The organism is Pseudomonas guariconensis (assembly GCF_024127895.1).
Taxonomy (GTDB): domain Bacteria; phylum Pseudomonadota; class Gammaproteobacteria; order Pseudomonadales; family Pseudomonadaceae; genus Aquipseudomonas; species Aquipseudomonas guariconensis_B.
Genome location: NZ_JAMYBK010000020.1, coordinates 61700 through 81672 on the forward strand (window position 1 = coordinate 61700; position 19973 = coordinate 81672).

Annotated in this window: 24 protein-coding genes; 13 read left to right on the plus strand and 11 right to left on the minus strand. The window is 67.1% G+C overall.

The genetic code is table 11. The features are described from left to right. Positions 1-112 precede the first annotated feature (112 nt). The 4 genes from NJF35_RS18870 to NJF35_RS18885 are packed head-to-tail and all read right to left on the minus strand — an operon-like array spanning position 113 to position 3205. Positions 113-679, minus strand: coding sequence for a DUF3299 domain-containing protein (locus tag NJF35_RS18870; protein WP_225788788.1), 567 nt, complete (start codon positions 677-679; stop codon positions 113-115). Next, a complete protein-coding gene (locus NJF35_RS18875; protein ID WP_225788787.1) occupies positions 657-1922 on the minus strand; it encodes an ABC transporter permease in 1266 nt (421 codons plus the stop codon). Before NJF35_RS18875 ends, NJF35_RS18870 begins: the two co-directional genes overlap by 23 nt. Then, the gene (locus NJF35_RS18880; protein WP_253091375.1) at positions 1922-2632 is read right to left on the minus strand and encodes an ABC transporter ATP-binding protein; all 711 of its coding nucleotides are present in this window, start codon (positions 2630-2632) and stop codon (positions 1922-1924) included. Before NJF35_RS18880 ends, NJF35_RS18875 begins: the two co-directional genes overlap by 1 nt. Further along, complete coding sequence (locus NJF35_RS18885; protein ID WP_253091376.1) at positions 2633-3205, minus strand: DUF2796 domain-containing protein; 573 nt, start codon at positions 3203-3205, stop codon at positions 2633-2635. 135 nt (positions 3206-3340) lie between these two features. Here NJF35_RS18885 and NJF35_RS18890 point away from each other — a divergent pair, with 135 nt between their 5' ends. After that, the gene (locus tag NJF35_RS18890; RefSeq protein WP_225788784.1) at positions 3341-3685 is read left to right on the plus strand and encodes a hypothetical protein; all 345 of its coding nucleotides are present in this window, start codon (positions 3341-3343) and stop codon (positions 3683-3685) included. Between the two features lie 96 nt (positions 3686-3781). On the opposite strand, the gene trxA is transcribed toward NJF35_RS18890, so the two are convergent. From trxA to NJF35_RS18905, 3 genes are read right to left on the minus strand one after another with little or no spacing between them, the layout of a single operon-like run. After that, positions 3782-4657: a thioredoxin gene (trxA, locus tag NJF35_RS18895; RefSeq protein ID WP_225788783.1), complete on the minus strand. Its 876-nt coding sequence runs from the start codon at positions 4655-4657 to the stop codon at positions 3782-3784. A 31-nt stretch (positions 4658-4688) separates the two neighbouring features. Continuing rightward, positions 4689-5348: a class I SAM-dependent methyltransferase gene (locus tag NJF35_RS18900; protein ID WP_225788782.1), complete on the minus strand. Its 660-nt coding sequence runs from the start codon at positions 5346-5348 to the stop codon at positions 4689-4691. Beyond that, complete coding sequence (locus NJF35_RS18905) at positions 5349-5801, minus strand: YbaY family lipoprotein (RefSeq protein WP_225788781.1); 453 nt, start codon at positions 5799-5801, stop codon at positions 5349-5351. 105 nt (positions 5802-5906) lie between these two features. On the opposite strand from NJF35_RS18905, the gene nrdR reads away from it, so the two are divergent. From nrdR to NJF35_RS18965, 12 genes are all read left to right on the plus strand, one after another. After that, positions 5907-6371, plus strand: coding sequence for a transcriptional regulator NrdR (gene nrdR, locus NJF35_RS18910; RefSeq protein ID WP_225788780.1), 465 nt, complete (start codon positions 5907-5909; stop codon positions 6369-6371). Positions 6372-6373: 2 nt separating this feature from the next. Beyond that, positions 6374-7504 (plus strand): bifunctional diaminohydroxyphosphoribosylaminopyrimidine deaminase/5-amino-6-(5-phosphoribosylamino)uracil reductase RibD, encoded by a 1131-nt coding sequence (gene ribD / locus NJF35_RS18915; protein WP_225788779.1) that lies wholly within the window; start codon positions 6374-6376, stop codon positions 7502-7504. A gap of 43 nt (positions 7505-7547) precedes the next feature. Further along, positions 7548-8213, plus strand: coding sequence for a riboflavin synthase (locus NJF35_RS18920; protein ID WP_225788778.1), 666 nt, complete (start codon positions 7548-7550; stop codon positions 8211-8213). 18 nt (positions 8214-8231) lie between these two features. Next, positions 8232-9323, plus strand: coding sequence for a bifunctional 3,4-dihydroxy-2-butanone-4-phosphate synthase/GTP cyclohydrolase II (gene ribBA, locus NJF35_RS18925; protein WP_253079904.1), 1092 nt, complete (start codon positions 8232-8234; stop codon positions 9321-9323). A 91-nt stretch (positions 9324-9414) separates the two neighbouring features. Further along, positions 9415-9891, plus strand: a complete 477-nt coding sequence (ribE, locus tag NJF35_RS18930) for a 6,7-dimethyl-8-ribityllumazine synthase (RefSeq protein ID WP_225788776.1) — start codon at positions 9415-9417, stop codon at positions 9889-9891. Further along, complete coding sequence (nusB, locus tag NJF35_RS18935; protein ID WP_253091377.1) at positions 9888-10388, plus strand: transcription antitermination factor NusB; 501 nt, start codon at positions 9888-9890, stop codon at positions 10386-10388. The genes ribE and nusB overlap by 4 nt, the downstream gene beginning before the upstream one ends. Before the next feature lie 18 nt (positions 10389-10406). Further along, a complete protein-coding gene (thiL, locus tag NJF35_RS18940) occupies positions 10407-11369 on the plus strand; it encodes a thiamine-phosphate kinase (RefSeq protein WP_225788774.1) in 963 nt (320 codons plus the stop codon). After that, positions 11366-11869, plus strand: a complete 504-nt coding sequence (locus tag NJF35_RS18945) for a phosphatidylglycerophosphatase A (protein ID WP_225788773.1) — start codon at positions 11366-11368, stop codon at positions 11867-11869. The genes thiL and NJF35_RS18945 overlap by 4 nt, the downstream gene beginning before the upstream one ends. Positions 11870-11885: 16 nt before the next feature. Further along, positions 11886-12635: a substrate-binding periplasmic protein gene (locus NJF35_RS18950; RefSeq protein WP_225788772.1), complete on the plus strand. Its 750-nt coding sequence runs from the start codon at positions 11886-11888 to the stop codon at positions 12633-12635. Positions 12636-12800: 165 nt separating this feature from the next. Next, positions 12801-13418 (plus strand): GTP cyclohydrolase II, encoded by a 618-nt coding sequence (gene ribA / locus NJF35_RS18955; protein ID WP_225788771.1) that lies wholly within the window; start codon positions 12801-12803, stop codon positions 13416-13418. Beyond that, a complete protein-coding gene (locus NJF35_RS18960) occupies positions 13415-13834 on the plus strand; it encodes an MFS transporter (RefSeq protein WP_225788770.1) in 420 nt (139 codons plus the stop codon). The genes ribA and NJF35_RS18960 overlap by 4 nt, the downstream gene beginning before the upstream one ends. After that, positions 13834-14646: a cobalamin-binding protein gene (locus NJF35_RS18965; RefSeq protein WP_225788769.1), complete on the plus strand. Its 813-nt coding sequence runs from the start codon at positions 13834-13836 to the stop codon at positions 14644-14646. Before NJF35_RS18960 ends, NJF35_RS18965 begins: the two co-directional genes overlap by 1 nt. Here the strand turns inward: NJF35_RS18965 and NJF35_RS18970 are convergent. The 4 genes from NJF35_RS18970 to NJF35_RS18985 form a co-directional block, all read right to left on the minus strand. Continuing rightward, positions 14624-16516 (minus strand): TonB-dependent receptor domain-containing protein, encoded by a 1893-nt coding sequence (locus NJF35_RS18970; protein WP_410896928.1) that lies wholly within the window; start codon positions 16514-16516, stop codon positions 14624-14626. The genes NJF35_RS18965 and NJF35_RS18970 overlap by 23 nt on opposite strands. 113 nt (positions 16517-16629) lie before the next feature. Continuing rightward, complete coding sequence (dxs, locus tag NJF35_RS18975; protein ID WP_225788767.1) at positions 16630-18525, minus strand: 1-deoxy-D-xylulose-5-phosphate synthase; 1896 nt, start codon at positions 18523-18525, stop codon at positions 16630-16632. A 175-nt stretch (positions 18526-18700) separates the two neighbouring features. Further along, positions 18701-19588: a (2E,6E)-farnesyl diphosphate synthase gene (gene ispA, locus NJF35_RS18980; RefSeq protein ID WP_253079900.1), complete on the minus strand. Its 888-nt coding sequence runs from the start codon at positions 19586-19588 to the stop codon at positions 18701-18703. Then, positions 19585-19827, minus strand: coding sequence for an exodeoxyribonuclease VII small subunit (locus tag NJF35_RS18985; RefSeq protein WP_011531978.1), 243 nt, complete (start codon positions 19825-19827; stop codon positions 19585-19587). The genes ispA and NJF35_RS18985 overlap by 4 nt, the downstream gene beginning before the upstream one ends. Between the last annotated feature and the right edge of the window lie 146 nt (positions 19828-19973).

Below are 19973 nucleotides of genomic sequence, written 5' to 3' on the forward strand. Positions count from 1 at the left end.
GCTCCCAAAGGACAAAGGACGTGAGTAATCGAGTAGTCCAATGGTAAGGAGCCGGTCGAAACAAACTGTTGATTCAGCTCAACGAAGCCGTTTCATGAAGCGGAAGTAGTTCTCATTGCAACTCATAGGCGTAGATTTTCTCCGCCTCCATCAGGTAACCGGCGTCGGCCAGCTCGCTGCTGCTGGCCTTTACCTGCATGCGCCCTTCGATCCAGTAGGGCTGGTACAGGTCTTCGATGCGCACGCCCATCTCGCTGAAGATATGCACGATCTGGTTCGACGGTGGGGGCGGCACGTGGATGCACGCGCCGTAGTAAGGCACCAGGAGGAATTCGGTGGTGCGCCCTTCCTCGCTGACTTCCAGCGGCACGATGTAGCCGGGCAGCTTCACTTGCTGGCCATCCAGCGCCTTGACCACCGGGGCGTCGGGTGCCTGCTGGCGTGCTGCGGGGGCCGACTCGGCAGACAAGGCGTCGCTCAGTTGCGAGAGGTCATGCAGCGGCGCCAGCTGTGGCGGGATCACCGGCGCGCCTTCGGGAATCAGGGCGGGCCAGTCGAGGGTGCGCGGCTCTTGCGCCCATGTGAGGGGAGCGAAGAGCAATAGGAGCCCCAGCAGGATGGGCCGGTACTGATAAAGCAAGGCAGTTGCTCCAGGGTCAGAGGTGGATCGACAGGCCATCGGCCAGCGACTGCCGGTAGGCGCGCCAGGCCGGCACGCTGCCCATCAGCAGTGCCGCCGCGAGTATGACAGCCAACAGGGTCCACTCGTGAGCGCTTGGCCAGGCCAGTGGCAGGTACAGGCCGTAGTTGGCCTGGACATACCCCTGGGCCAGGGCGATCCCCGCGTACAGCAGGCCCAGCCCGGCGACGATGCCGGCCACCGCCAGGGCCAGGGCTTCCAGCACCAGCAGCCCGGCGATATGCCAGGGGCGGGCGCCGACCGAGCGCAGGATAGCCATTTCGCGGCGGCGTTCGTTGAGGCTGGTGAGGATTGCCGTGAGCATGCCGATCAGCCCGGTCAGCACCACGAACAGCGAGACCACGAACAGCGCCTGCTCGGCGGTGCCCATCAGGCTCCACAGCTCCTGCAGGGCTACGCCAGGGAGGATCGCCAGCAGTGGCTCGCCGCGGAACTCGTTGATCTCCCGCTGCAGGCTGAAAGTGGCGATCTTGCTGTTCAGCCCCAGCATGAAGGCGGTGATGGCGGCCGGCTGCAGGTCCATGGTGCGCGCCTGTTCGGCGCTGATGCGCCCGGCGCCACGGGCCGGCACGCCGTTGTGCCAGTCGATGTGGATGGCCTCCATCCCGGCCAGGCTGATGTGCAGGGTACGGTCCACCGGTGTACCGGTGCGCTGCAGGATGCCCACCACGGTGAAGGGTTTGTCGTCGTGCTTGACCAGGCTGATGGCCGCCACGCCGTGGGCCAGCACCAGCTTGTCGCCGAGCTTGTAGTGCAGCGCCTCGGCGACTTCGGCGCCGAGCACCACCTCGAACGGGTCCTCGGCGAACGGCCGGCCCTGGCTCAGCGCCAGGTGCTGCCGGCGGCCGAACTGGTAGTGGCTGAAATAGTCGCCGGTGGTGCCCATCACCCGGTAGCCACGATGAGAGTCGCCCAGGGAAATGGGGATCGCCCACTTCACCCGTGGGTCCTTGGCGTAGTGCTCGAAGCTGTCCCAGCGGATGTTGTTGGTGGCGTTGCCGATGCGGAACACCGAATACAGCAGCAGGTTCACCGAGCCGGAACGGGCGCCGACGATCAGGTCGGTGCCGCTGATGGTGCTGGCGAAGCTGGCGCGGGCCTCGGTGCGCACGCGCTCCACGGCCAGCAGCAGGCATACCGACAGGGCGATGGCAAACGCGGTGAGAAACGCTGTGAAGCGGCGGTTGGCCAGGCTGGCCAAGGCAAGGCGGAGCAGGTACATCAGGCCTCCCGGGGCTTGGCTGCGCGATTGAGCTCGGCCAGCGACAGATGACGGTCGAACAGTGGTGCCAGGCTCTGGTCATGGCTGACGAACAGCAGGCTGGAACCGGCTGCCCGGCATTCATCGAACAGCAGGCGGATGAACGCCTCGCGGGTATCGGCATCGAGCGCCGAAGTCGGTTCGTCGGCGATCACCAGCTCCGGCTGGCCGATCAAGGCCCGGGCCGCGGCGACCCGCTGCTGTTGGCCGATCGACAGGCTGTCGGCGCGACGGGCGAGCAGGGCCGGATCGTCCAGGCCCAGGTGGGCGAGCAGCAGGGTGGCAGCCTGGTCGATGCTGCCGTGGCGCTGGGCGGCGCGTTCGGCACGGCTGCGCGAGAAGCGGCAGGGCAGCTCGACGTTCTCCCGCACCGAAAGGAACGGCAGCAGGTTGAATTGCTGGAAGATGTAGCTGGTGTGATCGACCCGGAAGCGATCACGGGCGCCCTGGCCCAAGGCGCCCAGGTCCTGGCCGAGCAGGCGGATGCTGCCCTGCGCGGGGCGATTCACCCCGCCGAGCAGGCCCAGCAAGGTGGTCTTGCCGCTACCGCTGGGGCCCTTGAGGAACACGGCCTGGCCCGCGTCCAGGTGGAACGCGGGGATGTCCAGGAGCGGCGCTTGGCCAGGCCAGGCGAATACCAGGCCTTGCAGGTCGATCAGCGGCTGGCTCATTCAGAACGCGACCACGGCCTTGGCCGGCGTGGCCTCCAGGCCTTTCTGGCCGTTCGGGCCGATCAGTTGCACGTTGATCTTCTGGGTCGCCGGGAAGGCCTTGAACAGTGGGGCAAGGTCGATCCGGGTGAGCTGGTCGGGGGCCGAGCAGATCAGTTGGTAATGGGCCTCGATATCGCTGTGCTGCTGTTCGTGTGCAGGGTCATGGCCGGCATGCGCTGCATCGCCGAACAGCGGGCTTTCCAGCTCCTGGGCCTCCTCCTTGCACCCGGCCGCCTGGGCCAGGCCGAACAGTGCCAGGGGGTGTTCGAGTTGCTGGCGTACGGCGGCGACCTTGGCCTTGTCGGCGTCGCTGTTGGCGGCATGTTCGAAACCGACCAGGTTCATCGCCGGGCTGTCCAGCTCCAGTTCCAGGGTATTGCCGTCGAGCACGGCGTTGAGCTTGGCCACACCGTGCTCGTGGGCACCGAGGGAGCCATGGGCATGCTCATGCTCGTGGTCATGGTCGTCGTGGGCGTGGGCCACGGCCAGGGGAAGCAGGGCGAAGGGCAGGGCAAGGAGCAGGCGGCGCATGGAAGACTCCAGGGCGAGCGGGAAATTGAGTTAGTAATGTTATAACAATTTTTCTGGCCCTCGCCAGCCTGCCTGGCGCAGGTTTCATGTTCATGGGAGCATGGCTGCATCGACCCTGGACATAAGGAAGGCAGCGTGAGAATTCGCGGACATATTGGCGACTGGCCGGTGGACCTGACTATCGAGCTGGAACCGGCGGAGTGGGCGCAACTGGGGCGTCAAGTGCAGGTGCCGGCTGTTGTCGAGGCGGCCGCCGAGGCCGTCGGTACTGCGCCTCGCCCGGATGACGGGCAGTGGTCGGCGGCGCGTGAGCTGTTGCGCCAGGTGGGGCAGATCAGCGGGCCCGAGTTGCTGGAGCGGCTGGAAGGGCTGGCCGGCAGCACGGCGGCGGGCAAGCGGTTGCTGGTGCGGTTGCGCCACAGCAGCGAGGTGAAGGTGGAAAGCGGGGTGGATGCGCCGGTATACCACTGGATCGGTTGAGAGGCATGGGGGCTGCTCTGCAGCCCCAAGAAAGCGCCGCTCCCCAGGAGCTCTGCCAAATAGACCCGTGATGCCGAACGCTCTGAGAACGGCCTGTCAGAACATTGCAGCCGACAGCTTGCGGCGGTACAGGCTCACCAGCGGATGTTCATTGCCCAGCAGTTCGAACACCTGCAGCAGTGCCTTCTGCGGCAAGCCGTTCTCGTAGCCGCGGTTACGCTGGAACAGCTTGAGCAGACCATCCAGCGCCGCCTCGTACTGCTGGCGCGCCAGTTGCTGGATGCACAGCTGGTAAGTGGCTTCGTCATCCTGCGGGTTCTGCGCCAGGCGACTTTTCAGCTCGGCGGCTTCCGGCAGGCTGGCGGCCTGGCGCAGGAAGGTCAGCTGGGCCTTGGCGCCGGCCAGGGCAGCCTTGTGCTCGTCGGTCTTGACGGCGTCGAGCACCACCTCGGCCTCGCCCAGCTCGCCCCGCTCGGCCAGGCAGCGGGCATAGAGGATCAGCGCCTCGGCGTTGCTGTTGTCTTCGCCCAGCAGCAGCTTGAGCGTGGCCTCGGCCTCGCTGAAGCGGCTTTCGGCGAACAGCGCCTTGGCTTCCTCAAGTGGCGTGGCGGTTGGCGCGGCAGGCATCTGCACATGGGGTTCGAGCATGGCGCGGATCGCCGACTCCGGCTGGGCTCCGGCGAAACCGTCGACCGGCTGGCCGTCCTTGAACAGCACTACGGTCGGCAGGCTGCGGATGCCGAACTGGGCGACGATCTGCTGTTCCACGTCGCAGTTGACCTTGGCCAGCAGCAGTTCGCCCTGGTAACCCTCGGCGATCTTCGCCAGCAGCGGCATCAGGGCCTTGCACGGTGCGCACCATTCGGCCCAGAAGTCCACCAGCACGGGTTTATGGAAGGAGTTGTCGATCACCAGTTGCTGGAAGTTGGCGTCGGTGGCATCGAAAATATACGGCGTGGGGGCTTGGCTCATCGCGACTCTCGCAAATCCTTGAATGGCGCCACTATAAAGGCTCGCGGCTGGCGTGGTACAGGCTGACCCGGCGGAATTCGTGCGGCTCGGCCAGGTCGGGAAGGGTCAGGGCCTCGAGTACGCCCAACTGACGATACAGCGGATGGCTGAAGTCGCGCACCCGTGAATCGGCCACCAGCGCCTGGCGGCCACGGCCGAGGAAAGCGTCGAGCAGGGGCAGGTTGGCGCGGTCGTAGAGCACGTCGGCCACCAGGATCAGGTCGAAACGGTCGTCTTCGGCGAAGAAGTCGCTGCTGTAGCCGAGTTCGACTTCGTTGAGCGCGGCATTGGCCCGGCAGGCATCCAGGGCCAGCGGGTCGAGGTCGCAGGCCACCACCTCCAGGGCACCGGCCCGGGCGGCGGCGATCCCGGCGATGCCTGAGCCGGCGCCGAAGTCCAGTACCCGCTTGCCGCGCACCCACTCCGGCCGCTCGGCCAGGTAGCGCGCCAAGGCCAGGCCGCTGGCCCAGCAGAAACTCCAGTAGGGCGGCTCTTCGAGGATGCGCCGGGTTTCCTCTGGGCTGAAGGCGCGATCCATGTTCTGGGCATCGATCAGCCACAGCCGCAGGTCGCATCCGGGCAGCTCGCTGACGACCAGGCGCGCTTCGCCGATCAGGCCGCCGAGGGCCTGTTGCAGGGGCAGCGGCGCCATCTATGGCGCCTTCTGGAAGCGCAGCGGGCCGGTGGCCTGGGTGGTGGCCTGGAAGATGCGCTGCGCCGGCAAGTGCAGGATCAATTGGCCGGAGCGGCTGGCGCGGCCGCGCAGTTCGACGCGGGCCCCGGCTGGAAAGGCCTCGGGATTGAAGCGCAGGCGATAGGGCATGGGCTGGCCGGTACCGGTGAGGTTGCTGCTGGCCAGCAGGCGTTGCGGGCGGCCACGTTCGTCGATGACCAGCAGGGCCAGCTCCACTTCGGCACCGGCCGGTATCTCCAGTAAGGTGCCACTGAGTTCGCGCTGGTAGGCGGGCAGAGGGCCTGGGTCTTCGCTTTGCTTGGCCGCCTTGGCGGGCGGGGCTACCGGGGGTTGCTCGGTCTTCGGCCGGTCGCTGCCGCAGGCGGCGAGCAGGCCGGCGAAGCACAGCACGACGAGCGCTCGTTGGTGCATGGGGTAATCCTTCACGGACAGATTTCACTGGATGGTAAACCCTTTGGCTTGTCTTGCCAGTGGGATGCGCTACCATGGCCCTCCCTTTTTTTGTTGCCTGCCACCATGCACTGTCCGTTTTGCGGTGCCAACGACACCAAGGTCATCGACTCACGCCTGGTCGCCGAGGGCGAACAGGTGCGCCGTCGCCGCGAGTGCCTCGCCTGCGGCGAGCGTTTCACCACCTTCGAGACTGCCGAACTGGTCTTGCCACGCCTGATCAAGCAGGACGGCACACGGCAGCCCTTCGACGAAGAGAAACTGCGCGCCGGCATGCAGCGGGCCCTGGAGAAGCGCCCGGTGAGCGTCGAGCGCCTGGAAGCGGCGCTGGCGCACATCAAGCACAAGCTGCGTGCCACCGGCGAGCGCGAGGTCAAGTCGCTGGTGGTCGGCGAGCTGGTGATGGCCGAGCTGCGCAAGCTCGACGAAGTCGCCTACATCCGTTTCGCTTCGGTCTACCGGCGTTTCCAGGACCTCGACGAGTTCCGCGAGGAGATCGACCGCCTGGCCCGGGAGCCTGCCAAAGAGTGACCATGCCCAGCCAGACCGCCATCCTCGACGCCCACTACATGGCCCGGGCCCTGGAACTGGCCCGCAAGGGCCTGTACAGCACCCACCCGAACCCGCGCGTGGGCTGCGTGATCGTGCGTGATGGCGAAGTGGTCGGCGAGGGCTGGCACGTGCGGGCCGGCGAACCGCATGCCGAGGTCCACGCCCTGCGCCAGGCCGGCGAGCGCGCCCGTGGCGCCTGCGCCTACGTGACCCTGGAGCCCTGCAGCCACCATGGCCGTACACCGCCATGCGCCGAGGCACTGGTCAAGGCCGGGGTGGCCCGGGTGGTGGCGGCGATGCAGGACCCCAACCCGCAAGTGGCCGGCCGAGGCCTGCGGCGCCTGGCCGAGGCCGGCATCGAGGTCGGTAGCGGTGTGCTCGAGGCCGAGGCGCGAGCCCTCAACCCCGGCTTTCTCAAGCGCATGGAGCACGGCCTGCCGTTCGTGCGGGCCAAGCTCGCCATGAGCCTGGACGGTCGCACCGCCATGGCCAGCGGCGAGAGCCAGTGGATCACCGGCCCTGCCGCCCGCGCCGCCGTGCAGCGGCTGCGCGCCCGCTCCAGTGTGGTGCTGACCAGCGCCGAGAGCGTGCTGGCCGACCATGCCCGCATGACCGTACGCGGCGCCGAACTGGGGCTGGATGCCGAAACCACCGCCCTGGCTCTGTCACGCCCGCCGCTGCGCGTGCTGGTCGATGGCCGCCTGCGCCTGCCGCTGGACGCGCCGTTCTTCCAGGCCGGGCCAGCCCTGGTCGTGACCGCCGCCGGCGACGATCCACGTTATGCCGCGGCTGGCCATGAACTGCTGAGCCTGCCAGGGGCCGACGGGCGCGTCGACCTGCCGGCCCTGATGCGCGCCCTGGGCGAGCGGGGCGTCAACGAAATCCTGCTGGAGGCCGGTGCCGGCCTTGCCGGTGCCTTCGCCCGCCTGGGGCTGGTCGATGAGTTCCAGTTGTTCGTGGCCGCCACTTTCCTGGGCTCCGAAGCCCGGCCGCTGCTGGACTGGCCGCTGTCGAGCATGAGCGAGGCGCCGCGCCTGAAGATCACCGGCATGCGCGCGGTCGGCGATGACTGGCTGGTCACAGCCATCCCCCTGCCGGCGCCCGGCGTATAATGCCTGGCTTGCCACGCGCAGCCCTGTTCCCGAGGAGGACACCATGTTCACCGGCATCATCGAATCCATCGGCACCATCCGCAGCCTGACCCCCAAGGGCGGTGACGTGCGCCTCTATGTAGAGACCGGCAAGCTCGACCTGGGCGATGTCAAGCTGGGCGACAGCATCGCCGTCAACGGTGTCTGCCTGACCGCCGTGGAGTTGCCCGGCGATGGCTTTTGGGCCGATGTCAGCGTCGAGACGCTCAAGCGCACCGCCATGGTCGACCTCAAGAGCGGCAGCCGGGTCAACCTGGAAAAAGCCCTGACCCCCACCACCCGCCTGGGCGGTCACCTGGTCAGCGGCCATGTCGACGGTGTCGGCGAGATCATCTCGCGCAGCGATAACGCGCGCGCCATCCAGTTCCGCGTACGCGCGCCCAAGGAGCTGGCCAAGTACATCGCCCACAAAGGGTCGATCACCGTCGACGGCACCAGCCTGACGGTCAATGAGGTCGATGGCGCCGAGTTCGAGCTGACCATCGTCCCGCACACCCTGTCCGAAACCATCATGGCCGACTACCGCCCGGGTCGTCGGGTAAACCTTGAGGTCGACCTGCTGGCCCGTTACCTGGAGCGTCTGCTGCTGGGTGACAAGGCCGCCGAACCGAGCAAGGGCAGCGGCATCACCGAAAGTTTCCTGGCCGCCAACGGCTACCTGAAATCCTGATTGAGAAGGGGGTGCCGAGTGGCGCTCAACAGCATCGAAGAGCTGGTGGAAGACATCCGCCAGGGCAAAATGGTCATTCTCATGGACGACGAAGACCGTGAGAACGAAGGCGACATCATCATGGCCGCCGAGTGCTGCCAGGCCGAGCACATCAACTTCATGGCCAAGCACGCCCGTGGCCTGATCTGCATGCCGATGACCCGCGAGCGCTGCGAGGCGCTCCGCCTGCCGCTGATGGCGCCGCGCAACGGCTCGGGCTTCGGCACCAAGTTCACCGTGTCGATCGAGGCCGCCGAAGGCGTGACCACCGGCATCTCCGCCGCCGACCGCGCCCGCACCGTGCAGGTCGCCGCGGCCCGCGACGCCAAGGCCGACGATATCGTCAGCCCCGGCCACATCTTCCCGCTGATGGCCCAGGCCGGTGGCACCCTGGCCCGCGCCGGCCACACTGAGGCCGCCTGCGACCTGGCGCGCATGGCCGGCTTCGAGCCGAGCGGGGTGATCTGCGAAGTGATGAACGACGACGGCACCATGGCCCGTCGTCCGGAACTGGAGGCCTTCGCCGCCGAGCACGGCCTGAAGATCGGCACCATCGCCGACCTGATCCACTACCGCATGATCCACGAGCGCACCGTGCAGCGCGTCTCCGAACAGCCGCTGGACAGCGAGTTGGGCCAGTTCAACCTGGTCACCTACCGCGACTCGGTGGAAGGCGACGTGCACATGGCCCTGACCCTGGGCACCATCTGTGCCGAACAGCCGACCCTGGTGCGGGTGCACAACATGGACCCGCTGCGTGACCTGCTGATGGTCAAGCAGCCGGGGCGCTGGAGCCTGCGCGCGGCGATGAGCGCCGTGGCCGAGGCCGGCAGCGGCGTGGTGCTGCTGCTGGGCCACCCGCTGGATGGCGACGTGCTGCTGGCGCACATCCGCGAGAGCGCCGGCGATGCCCCGACCAAGGCGCCGACCACCTACAGCACCGTCGGTGCCGGTTCGCAGATCCTGCGTGACCTGGGCGTGCGCAAGATGCGCCTGATGAGCTCGCCGATGAAGTTCAACGCGATATCCGGATTCGATCTGGAAGTTGTAGAATACGTGCCCTCCGAGTGACACAGGCGCAGCCGTCGTCCTGCCGCTCGTGTCCAAACCCTCCTGCAGGCCGCGTATGCGCGGCCTCGCTCTTCAAGATGAGAACACCGGAATGACCCTGAAGACCATCGAAGGTACCTTCATCGCCCCCAAAGGTCGCTATGCTTTGGTGGTTGGCCGCTTCAACAGCTTCGTCGTCGAAAGCCTGGTGAGCGGTGCCGTTGATGCCCTGGTACGCCATGGCGTCAGCGAAAGCGACATCACCATCATCCGTGCCCCTGGCGCCTTCGAGATCCCGCTGGTTGCACAGAAAGTCGCCCAACAAGGCGAGTACTCCGCGATCGTCGCCCTGGGCGCGGTGATCCGTGGCGGTACCCCGCACTTCGAATACGTGGCGGGCGAGTGCACCAAGGGCCTGGCCCAGGTGTCCATGGAGTTCGGTGTTCCGGTGGCCTTCGGCGTCCTGACCGTCGACTCCATCGAGCAGGCCATCGAGCGCTCCGGCACCAAGGCTGGCAACAAAGGCGCCGAAGCGGCCCTGTCCGCCCTGGAAATGGTCAGCCTGCTGGCGCAGTTGGAGGCCAAGTGATTAGCGACGAAAGCGATCGTTTCAACCCGCGCGAGCCACGCGCGGCGGATGCCGGCAAGCCCTCGAAGAGCGCCAAGCGCCGCGAAGCCCGCAAGCTCGCGACCCAGGCGCTGTACCAGTGGCACATGGCCCAGCATTCGCTGAACGAGATCGAGGCTCAGTTCCGGGTCGACAACGATTTCTCCGATGTCGATGGCGCCTATTTCCGCGAGATCCTGCATGGGGTCCCGGCGATCAAGGGCGAGATCGACAAGGCCCTGGCGCCCTGCCTGGACCTGGCACTGGACGAGCTCGACCCGGTCGAGCTGGCGGTGCTGCGCCTGTCCACCTGGGAGTTCATCAAGCGCGTCGACGTACCGTATCGCGTGGTGATCAACGAAGGTGTCGAGCTGGCCAAGGTCTTCGGTGCCACCGATGGCCACAAGTTCGTCAACGGTGTGCTGGACAAGCTCGCGCCGATGCTGCGCGAAGCGGAAGTCAAGGCAGCCAGGCGCTGATCGCGGCACCGACGGACCATGGGTGAGTTCGAGCTGATCCGCCATTACTTCGCCGCCGCGTCCTGTGCGCGGGGTGGCGAAGGCGTGGTGCTCGGTATCGGTGACGACTGCGCCCTGCTGGAGCTGCCCGCTGGCGAACAGTTGGCGGTGTCCACCGATACCCTGGTCGAGGGCGTGCATTTCCCCGCCGCCTGCGACCCGCTGTTGCTCGGCCAGCGCGCCCTGGCCGTGGCGGTCAGCGACCTGGCCGCCATGGGGGCCGACCCTATCGGCTTCACCCTCGCCCTGACCTTGCCCGAGGTCGGGGCCGACTGGCTCAGGCGCTACGCCGACGGCCTCGACCGCATGGCCCAGCGTTGTGGTGTCAGCCTGATCGGCGGCGATACCACCCGTGGCCCCTTGAGCATCACCGTGACCGTGTTCGGCAAGACGCCGGCAGGGCAGGCCCTGCGCCGCAGCGGCGCCCGGCCGGGAGACCTGCTGTGCGTCGGCGGGTGCCTGGGGAGCGCGGCGGGGGCCTTGCCGCTGGTGTTGGGCGAGCGCCAGGCGCCGGCCGACATCGCCGAGCCGCTGCTCGCCCACTATTGGTCGCCCATGCCCCAGCTCGCCCTGGGCCAACTGCTGCGCGGCCGGGCCAGCGCGGCGCTGGATATCTCCGATGGGCTGCTGGCCGATGCCGGGCATATCGCCAAGGCATCCGGCGTCGCCCTGGAGCTGAGCGTCGAGCAGGTGCCCTTCTCGCCGGCCCTGGAGGCCTTCCTCGGGCGTGACGCCGCCCTGCAGGCGGCACTCACCGGTGGCGACGACTACGTGCTGGCGTTCACGCTGCCTGAAGCACAACTTTCATCCCTGCAGGAGCGCAGTGGCGTCCACGTCATCGGCCGCGTGCTCGCGGGCCAGGGCGTCACCCTGCGTGACCGGCAGGGCCGGGACATCACCCCGACACAACGGGGCTATCAACATTTTAGGGAGACACCGTGACCGACCACCCCAACCAGGTGCCCGCGGAGTTCGTTCCGCCTTCGGTCTGGCGCAACCCCTGGCACTTCATCGCCTTCGGCTTCGGCTCCGGCACCCTGCCCAAGGCCCCCGGGACCTGGGGCTCGCTGGTGGCGCTGCCGTTCATCCCGCTGTGGCAGATGTTGCCGGACTGGGGCTACTGGCTGTTGCTGGGGATCACCATGCTGTTCGGCTTCTGGCTGTGCGGCAAGGTCGCCAACGACTTGCGCGTGCACGACCATGAAGGCATTGTCTGGGACGAGATGGTCGGCATGTGGATCACCCTGTGGCTGGTGCCGGAAGGCTGGCAATGGCTGCTGGCGGGGTTCCTGATGTTCCGTTTCTTCGACATCCTCAAGCCGTGGCCGATCCGCTGGGTCGACCGGCACGTGCATGGGGGCGTCGGGATCATGCTCGACGATATCCTGGCTGGCGTCTTCGCCTGGCTGGGTATGCAGATTCTGGTGTGGGTGGTTGCCTGACGAAGGGAGCGGGTCGATGGCCATAAGGACTGTGCTGCTGGCGATGTTGCTGTTGCTTGCCCCTGGGCTGCAGGCGGCCGAGGGCGAGGGCGTGCCGCCGCAGATCCACCTGGTCAGCGAGGAATGGCTCGACTACACCAACGCCGATGGTACAGGGCTGGCCTGGGACGTGCTGCGCAAGGTGTTCGAACCAGCCGGGGTGCAGGTCGTGACCCAGAGCGCGCCCTACAGCCGGGCGGTGGGGTTGGTCAGGCGCGGCGAGGCCGATGCCTGGGTGGGCTCCTACAAGGAGGAGAACGCCGACAACCTCTACCCGCGCTGGCACTTCGACATGGACCATATCTATGCCCTGGGCCTGGTCGGCAAGCCCGAGCCGACGCTCGAGACCATCGGCCAGTACCGGCTGGCCTGGGTGCGCGGCTACGAGTTCCAGCACTACCTGCCCAACGTTAAGCATTTTCGCGAGATCCAGCGGCGTGAAGGCATCCTGCCGATGCTCGAGCATGACCGTGTGGACTTCTACATCGATGCCCTGACCGAGGTCGACTATGTGCTCGACCAGGCTGCCCAGCCTGAGCGTTGGCGCCGTACCCATGTGGCCGAGTTGCCGCTGTACCTGGCCTTTGCCCGCAGCGAACAGGCCAAGGCCCTGCGCGAGCTGTTCGACCGGCGCATGGCGCAGTTGGTGCGCAGCGGTGAGCTGGAGCCGATCTTCGAGCATTGGAAGCAGCCGTATCCGTTCACGGCGGACAGCCAGCCGCACTGAGTCATGCGTACACGCCTAGCGGCTCCATTGGCCCTCAGTGAACAGCCCACGCATTCCATGCATCGAACTTTTCGATCTTAAGCCGCGATATTCAGCCTGCGCATGGGCGCTGGCCTGCTGATACAATCGGCCCACATGAAATTTCCTACTTATCAGGAGCACAACGTGCCCGTCGTCTTTGTCGCCGCCTCGAAACTCCCGACTCCCTTCGCGATCTTCACCATGCATGGCTTTCTCGACGAAGCCACTGGCCGTGAGCATGTCGTGCTCAGCCTGGGTGACATCGGCGACGGCGAGCCGGTGCTGGGGCGCCTGCATTCCGAATGCCTGACCGGCGATGCACTGTTCAGCCAGCGTTGCGACTGCGGCTCGCAGCTGGAGGCCGCGTTGCAGGCCATCGCCCGTGAAGGCCGTGGCGTGCTGCTGTATTTGCGCCAGGAAGGCCGGGGTATCGGCCTGCTGAACAAGATCCGCGCCTATGAGCTGCAGGACGGCGGTGCCGATACCGTAGAGGCCAACGAGCGCCTGGGCTTCGCCGCCGACCAGCGCGACTACGCCATGTGCCTGCCGATGCTCGAGCACCTGGGCGTGAAGTCGCTGCGGCTGATGACCAACAACCCGCGCAAGGTCAAGGCACTGACCGGCATGGGCATCAATGTCGCCGAGCGCGTGCCGCTGCACACTGGGCACAACCCGCACAACCGCCACTACCTGGCTACCAAGGCCGGCAAGCTCGGCCACATGATGGGCAACGAGCATCAGGGCGAGGTGCCCCAGGCGTGACCCGTGGCGAGGTGAAGCGGCGCCTGGCCCTGGCCTGGTGGCAATACCTGGCGGTGGGGCTATTGCCCCTGCCGGTGATGGCCTGGGCCTTCGGTGGGGGCGATGCGCTGATCCCCGTGCTGGCCATGCCGTTGTTCATCGCCGGTGCGGCGAGCATGTTCCTCAGCCTGCCGCGCTTCGGTGCCTACAAGCGCGCCTTGATCGACACCTCCAAGGCCCTGGGCTCGGCCGAAGAGCCGCAGGCCTGGATCGCCCTGGCCCAGGCTCGACGCCTGGCCATGCTGTTCGCCTGTTTCCCCGCCTGGGTGGCGGCGTTTTCGGTGCTGGTCGGCCTGGAGGCGGTACCGCAGGTCCTCCTGGCGATCTCCAGCGTGGTGTTGCTCTACCTCTACCGTATTCCCCGTCAGTTGGGCTGATGCGCATCCTTTGCTGCCTGTTGTCGCTGCTGTCCTTCGCTGCGTTGGCCGACAGTGGCCCACGGGTGGTCAGCCTGGCGCCTTCGATGACCGAGATCGTTACCGAACTGCAGGCCGACGACCTGCTGGTAGGCGTGCTCGACGGCGGCGAGCGGCCGGCAGCGCTGGCTGGCTTGCCTTCGGTGGGGCGCCACGGCCAACTCGACATGGAGCGTTTGCTCAGCCTCGAACCCGACCTGCTGTTGCTGTGGCCCGACAGTGTGGCGCCGGCCCAGCGCGACCAGCTCAAGCGCCTGGGCATCGCTACGTTCGTCGGCCAACCCCACGACCTCGACCAGCTCGTCGAGCAGATCGAGGCCATCGCCGTGCGCCTGGGGCGCAAGGCGCAAGGCCAGGCTTACGCGGCCTCCCTGCGCGAACGCCTGCGGGAGCTGCGTGAGCGCTACCACCGCGAACAGCCATTGCAGGTCTTCTACCAGGTCTGGGACAGGCCGCTTTACACCCTCGGCGGCCAGCAGATCGTCAGCGATGCCCTGCGCGTGTGCGGTGCGCGCAATGTATTCGAGGACCTGCGCCAGCCGGCGCCGCAGGTCAGCGTGGAGTCGGTGTTGCTGCGCGACCCGCAGGTGATCCTGGCCGGCGACCCGGCGCAGTTGGGCAGTTGGAAGGCCTGGCCGCGGTTGCGTGCCGTGGCCGACGGTCATCTGCTGGTGGTGCCGGACAAGGGCCTGGAGCGGCCCAGCGGCCAGATGATCGAAGCCACGGCACGCCTGTGCGCGCTGCTGGCGGCTAGAGCGCCGGCGTCCAGGTGACGCTCAGCAACCAGGTAAGGCCTTCCTCGCGGTAGCCGTAGCTGGCGTTGTCGTAGCTGTACAGGGCGCGGCTGTAGGTTTTGTCCAGCAGGTTGTCGAGCTTCATCTCAAGCTTCAGTTCTTCGCTCGCCTTCCAGCTGCCGCGCAGGCCAAGCAGACCGTAGCCGCCGAGCGCGTTGCGATTGGCTTCGTCGTCGTAGCTGCTGCTGACGGCCTGCCAACTGGCCCCCACGCCGAACCGCTCGAACTGGCGGTCCAGGTCCAGGCTCAGGGTGCGTCGGGCCCGACGGGCGAGGGTATGGCCGGTGTCGCGGTCGCGCGGGTCGACCAGGGCCAGGCCCAGGCGGGACTGCCAGCCGGCCCACTCCTGGCTCAGGGCCATCTCCAGGCCGTTGATGCGCGCCGAGGCCACGTTACGTGGGATCGAGCCTTCGCCGAAGATGATGGCGTCACGCAGGTCGGTGCGGTACAGCGAGGTCTCCAGGCGGGTGCTGGCGCCGATGCGGCTGCGCCATTGCAACTCGTAGCTCCTGGAGCGCTCTGGGTCCAGGTTCGGGTTGCTGAACATCGGGTAGTACAGGTCGTTGAAGGTTGGTGCGCGGAAGCCTTCGCTGTACGACAACAACACATCGTTGTTGGCGTTCAACGGCACGCTGAGGCTGCCGCTCCAGGTGGTCTGGCCGCCGAACTGCTGGTTCTGGTCGCGGCGCACGCCCAACTCGGTGGAGAAGTGTTCGCCGCTGAAGCGGTGCTGGAGGAAGGCTGCGCGATTCCAGCGGCTGTCCTCGGCGAAGTCGGTGCTGCCATGCACGCGGTCCTGGTACCAGTCGGCGCCCACCAGCAGGTGGTGTTGTTCGTTCAGCGTCAGGTCGTTCTGCCAGGTCGCCTGGTCGCGGTAGGTATTGAATACGCTGCCTTCGTCGCTGAGCTTGTCGCGCTTCTTGTCGCGGTTTTCGCCATGACTCAGCTCCAGGCGCGACGTCCAGGCGTCGGTGAGCCGGGCGTCGAGGTAGGTGCCCAGGCTGCTGACGGTGAAGTCGGTGTAGGGCGCCTGCCCAAAGCTTTCGAAGGTGGTCGGGTCGAAGCGTCCGAACGGGTTGTCGTATTCGCTGCGGCCACGGCTGTCGAGCAGGTTCAGCCCCGCCTCGAAGCGCTCGCCGAAGCTGTGGCTCAGGCTCAGGTTGAACGACTTGTTGCGATAGGCGTCATGGTCACCATCGCTGGCGAAGGAGGGGCCGGTCGAGTCGATGCCGGCGGTTTCGTCCAGGCTGGCGCCGAGGTTGAAGCGGGTCTGGCCATCGCCACCGGACAGCCCCAGGCTGCGCTGGAAGGTCTGGTGGCTGCCCGCCGCCAGGCGCAGGCGTGGCTGCAGGCCGGCAGCATTGCCACGACGGGTGAAGATCTGGATGACCCCACCAATGGCATCGCTGCCATAGACCGCCGAGCGCGAGCCGCGCAGCACTTCGACCCGTTCGATCTGGTCGATGTCGAGAAACTGCAGGCCGCTGTCGCCGGAGGTGGCATTGGCGATGCGCACGCCATCGACCAGCACCAGGCTCTGGGCCGACTTGGTGCCCCGGATGAAGATGCCTGGCAGGCTGCCACGCCCGCCTGTGGGCGCGACCTGCACGCCAGGGACGCGGGTCAGCAGGTCGGTGACGCTGGACGGTTGCAGGCGGTCGATGTCGGTACGGGTGAACACCGTGTTGGCAGCGCTGGTGGCGCTGCGCGACTCCACCTGGCGGCTGGCGCTGATCAGCACGTCGGGCAGCTTGAGGGCGTCGTCGCGGTCGGGTTCGGCGGCCAGCAGGGTGCTGGGGAGGCAGAGCAGGGCGGTGGTGAGGGCTGGGATCTTCATTGGCAGTTCCATCGCATTCGCGGGCAAGCCCGCTCCCACAGAGAGCGTGTCGATTTCAGCGTTGCGCTGTACCTGTGGAAGCGGGCTTGCCCGCGAAGGGCTGCAAGGCAGCCCCTTGGATTTACTTACAGGCCGAGCTTGTCCATCCGGGCGCGTACCGACGCTTCGATACCCGCGGCATCCAGCCCGCATTCGGCCAGCATCTGCGCCGGCTTGGCGTGTTCCACATAGATATCCGGCAGCCCCAGGTGCAGCAGCGGCTTGAGCACTGCCTCGCGGGCCAGGAACTCGCCCACCGCGGCACCGGCGCCACCCATGATGGCGTTTTCCTCGATGGTCACCAGCAACTCATGGCTGGCGGCCAGCTCGAGCACCAGGGCCTCGTCCAGTGGTTTGACGAAGCGCATGTCGACCACGGTGGCGTCGATGCCTTCGGCCACTTTCATGGCATCGGCCAGTTGCACGCCGAATACCAGCAGGGCGACCTTGCCGCCTTGGCGGCGCACCACGCCCTTGCCGATTTCCAGCGGCTCCAGGTCGCCGCTGATCGGCGCGTTGGGGCCGGTGCCGCGTGGGTAGCGCACAGCAGCGGGGCCGTTGTACAGGTGGCCGGTGCTGAGCATCTTGCGCAGCTCGTTCTCGTCGCTAGGGGTCATCACCAGCATGCCGGGGATGCAGCGCAGGTACGAAAGATCGAAGCTGCCGGCATGGGTCGGGCCGTCCTCGCCGACCAGGCCGGCCCGGTCGATGGCGAACAGCACGTCGAGGTTCTGCACCGCCACGTCGTGGATCAACTGGTCGTAGGCGCGCTGGAGGAAGGTCGAGTAGATCGCCACCACCGGCTTGGCGCCTTCGCAGGCCATGCCCGCGGCGAGCGTGACCGCGTGCTGTTCGGCGATGGCCACGTCGAAGTAGCGTTGCGGGTAGCGTTCGCTGAAGGCCACCAGGTCCGAGCCTTCCTTCATCGCCGGGGTGATGCCCACCAAGCGGTTGTCGGCGGCGGCCATGTCGCACAGCCATTGGCCGAACACGGCGGAATACTTCGGGCCGCTGGTTTTCTTCGGCGCGGCCGGTTTGTCGGCGGGCTCGAGCTTGGTGATGGCGTGGTAGCCGATCGGGTCCACTTCGGCGGGGGCGAAGCCCTTGCCCTTCTTGGTCACCACATGCAGGAACTGCGGCCCCTTGAGGTCGCGCATGTTGCGCAGGGTGGCGATCAGCGTCGGCAGGTCGTGGCCGTCGATCGGGCCGATATAGTTCCAGCCCAGTTCCTCGAACAGGGTGCCGGGTACCAGCATGCCCTTGGCGTATTCCTCGGTGCGACGGGCGATTTCCCAGGCGCCGGGCAGGCGCGACAGGACCTTCTTGCTGCCCTCGCGCATGCTCGCGTAGGTACGGCTGGAGAGGATCTTGGCCAGGTAGTTGGACAGCCCGCCGACGTTGCGCGAGATCGACATGTCGTTGTCGTTGAGGATCACCAGCATGTCGGCATCGACTTCCTGGGCGTGGTTCAGCGCCTCGAAGGCCATGCCGGCGGTCAGGGCGCCGTCGCCGATCACCGCGATCGACTTGCGCGGGTCGTTCTGCAGGCGGGCGGCGATGGCCATGCCCAGGGCGGCGCTGATCGAGGTGCTGGAGTGCCCGACGCCGAAGGTGTCGTACTCGCTCTCGCTACGCCGCGGGAAGGCGGCGATGCCGTCCTTCTGGCGCAGGCTGAGCATGCGCTGGCGGCGACCGGTGAGGATCTTGTGCGGGTAGGCCTGGTGGCCGACGTCCCATACCAGACGGTCTTCGGGTGTGTCGAAGACGTAGTGCAGGGCGATCGTCAGTTCGATGACGCCGAGGCCTGCACCGAAATGCCCACCGGTCTGCCCAACGGTGTAGAGCAGCTCCTGGCGCAGCTCGTCGGCCAGGGTCTCCAGGTCGGCTTCGGCCAGCCGGCGCAGGCCGGCGGGCGTGTCGGCGCGGTCCAGCAACGGCGTGACCGGGCGTTCGCGGGGGATCTCTTGAAACGTCGTGGGCATCAGGCGAGTCGTTATAGGTGTGAAGACGCGGCAGTTTACCCCATTGTGGGAAAAGCTGCCCATTCAACCACGGGGTGTACGGACCTTGGGGGCGTGGGACTGCTCCAATGCCGCTTGGTCAGGTGGTCCCTTGTCGTTCTGGGGCGCGAAGCGGCCCCGTACACAGGCTCAGGGCTTAATGGCGGCGCTCGACGATATAGCGGGCCAGCGCACGCAGGGGCTCGGCATTTTCACCGAAACCCTCCAGGGCCCCCAGGGCCTGGTCGCGCAGCTCTATCGCATAGGCCTTGGCCGCCTCGAGGCCGAGCAGGGCCGGGTAGGTGGGTTTGTCGCGGGCGATATCGGCGCCCTGGCGCTTGCCCAGCGTGGCGGTATCGCTTTCCACGTCGAGAATGTCGTCCTGCACCTGGAAGGCCAGGCCGATGGCCCGGGCATAGGCCTGCAGGGCGTCGAGCTGCGCCTGGCTGGCCCGGCCGCTGGCCAGGGCGCCGAGGCATACGCTGGCCTCGATCAAGGCGCCGGTCTTGTGCCGGTGCATGTATTCCAGGGCCTGCTGGTCGAGTTTCAGCCCCACCGAACCGAGGTCGATGGCCTGGCCGCCGACCATGCCGGCGGGGCCGGCGGCCTTGGCCAGGGCCTGGACCATGGCCAGGCGGATGGCATCGGGCTGCGGGCTCAGGCGCGGATCGAGCAGGGCATCGAATGCCAGGCTCTGCAGGCCGTCGCCGGCGAGGATGGCGCAGGCTTCGTCGAAGGCCTTGTGGGTGGTCGGCTGGCCGCGACGCAGGTCGTCGTCGTCCATCGCCGGCAGGTCGTCATGGACCAGCGAGTAGGCATGGATCAGCTCGACGGCGCAGGCTGCGCCATTGGCCTGTTCGGCCGGGGCGCCGAAGGCTTCGCAGGCGGCGTAGGCCAACAGGGGGCGCACGCGTTTGCCGCCGTTCATCACGCTGTAGCGCATGGCCGCGTAGAGCCGCTGCAGCTCGGGCGAAGGCGCCTCGAACAGGGGGGCCAGGGCAGCGTCGACACGGGCCTGGCAACTGGCCTGGTAGGCGGCGATCATGCTTCCGGCTCCGCGTCGAAGGGCTGGGCGGCCAGTTCGCCGTCGCGTTCGAGCAGGATCTGCACCTTCTGCTCGGCCTGGGCCAGGGCGCCCTGGCAGTCACGGGTCAGGGCGATGCCTTGCTCGAAGGCGGCCAGCGACTCTTCCAGCGACAGCTCGCCGTTCTCCAGGCGCTCGACCAGGGCTTGCAGGTCGGCGAGGGATTGCTCGAAATCGATGGAGGCTTTTTTGCGGGCCATGGCGACATTCTCGGTGGCATTTTGAACGGCGCGACACTAGCAGAGCGGGGCAGGGGGAGCAAATTGGCGCAGGGTATCGTTCGTCGTATTCGGGCCCATTCGCTGGCAAATGGGCCTCTTGGTGGAACAAAACGTAACTAATCGAG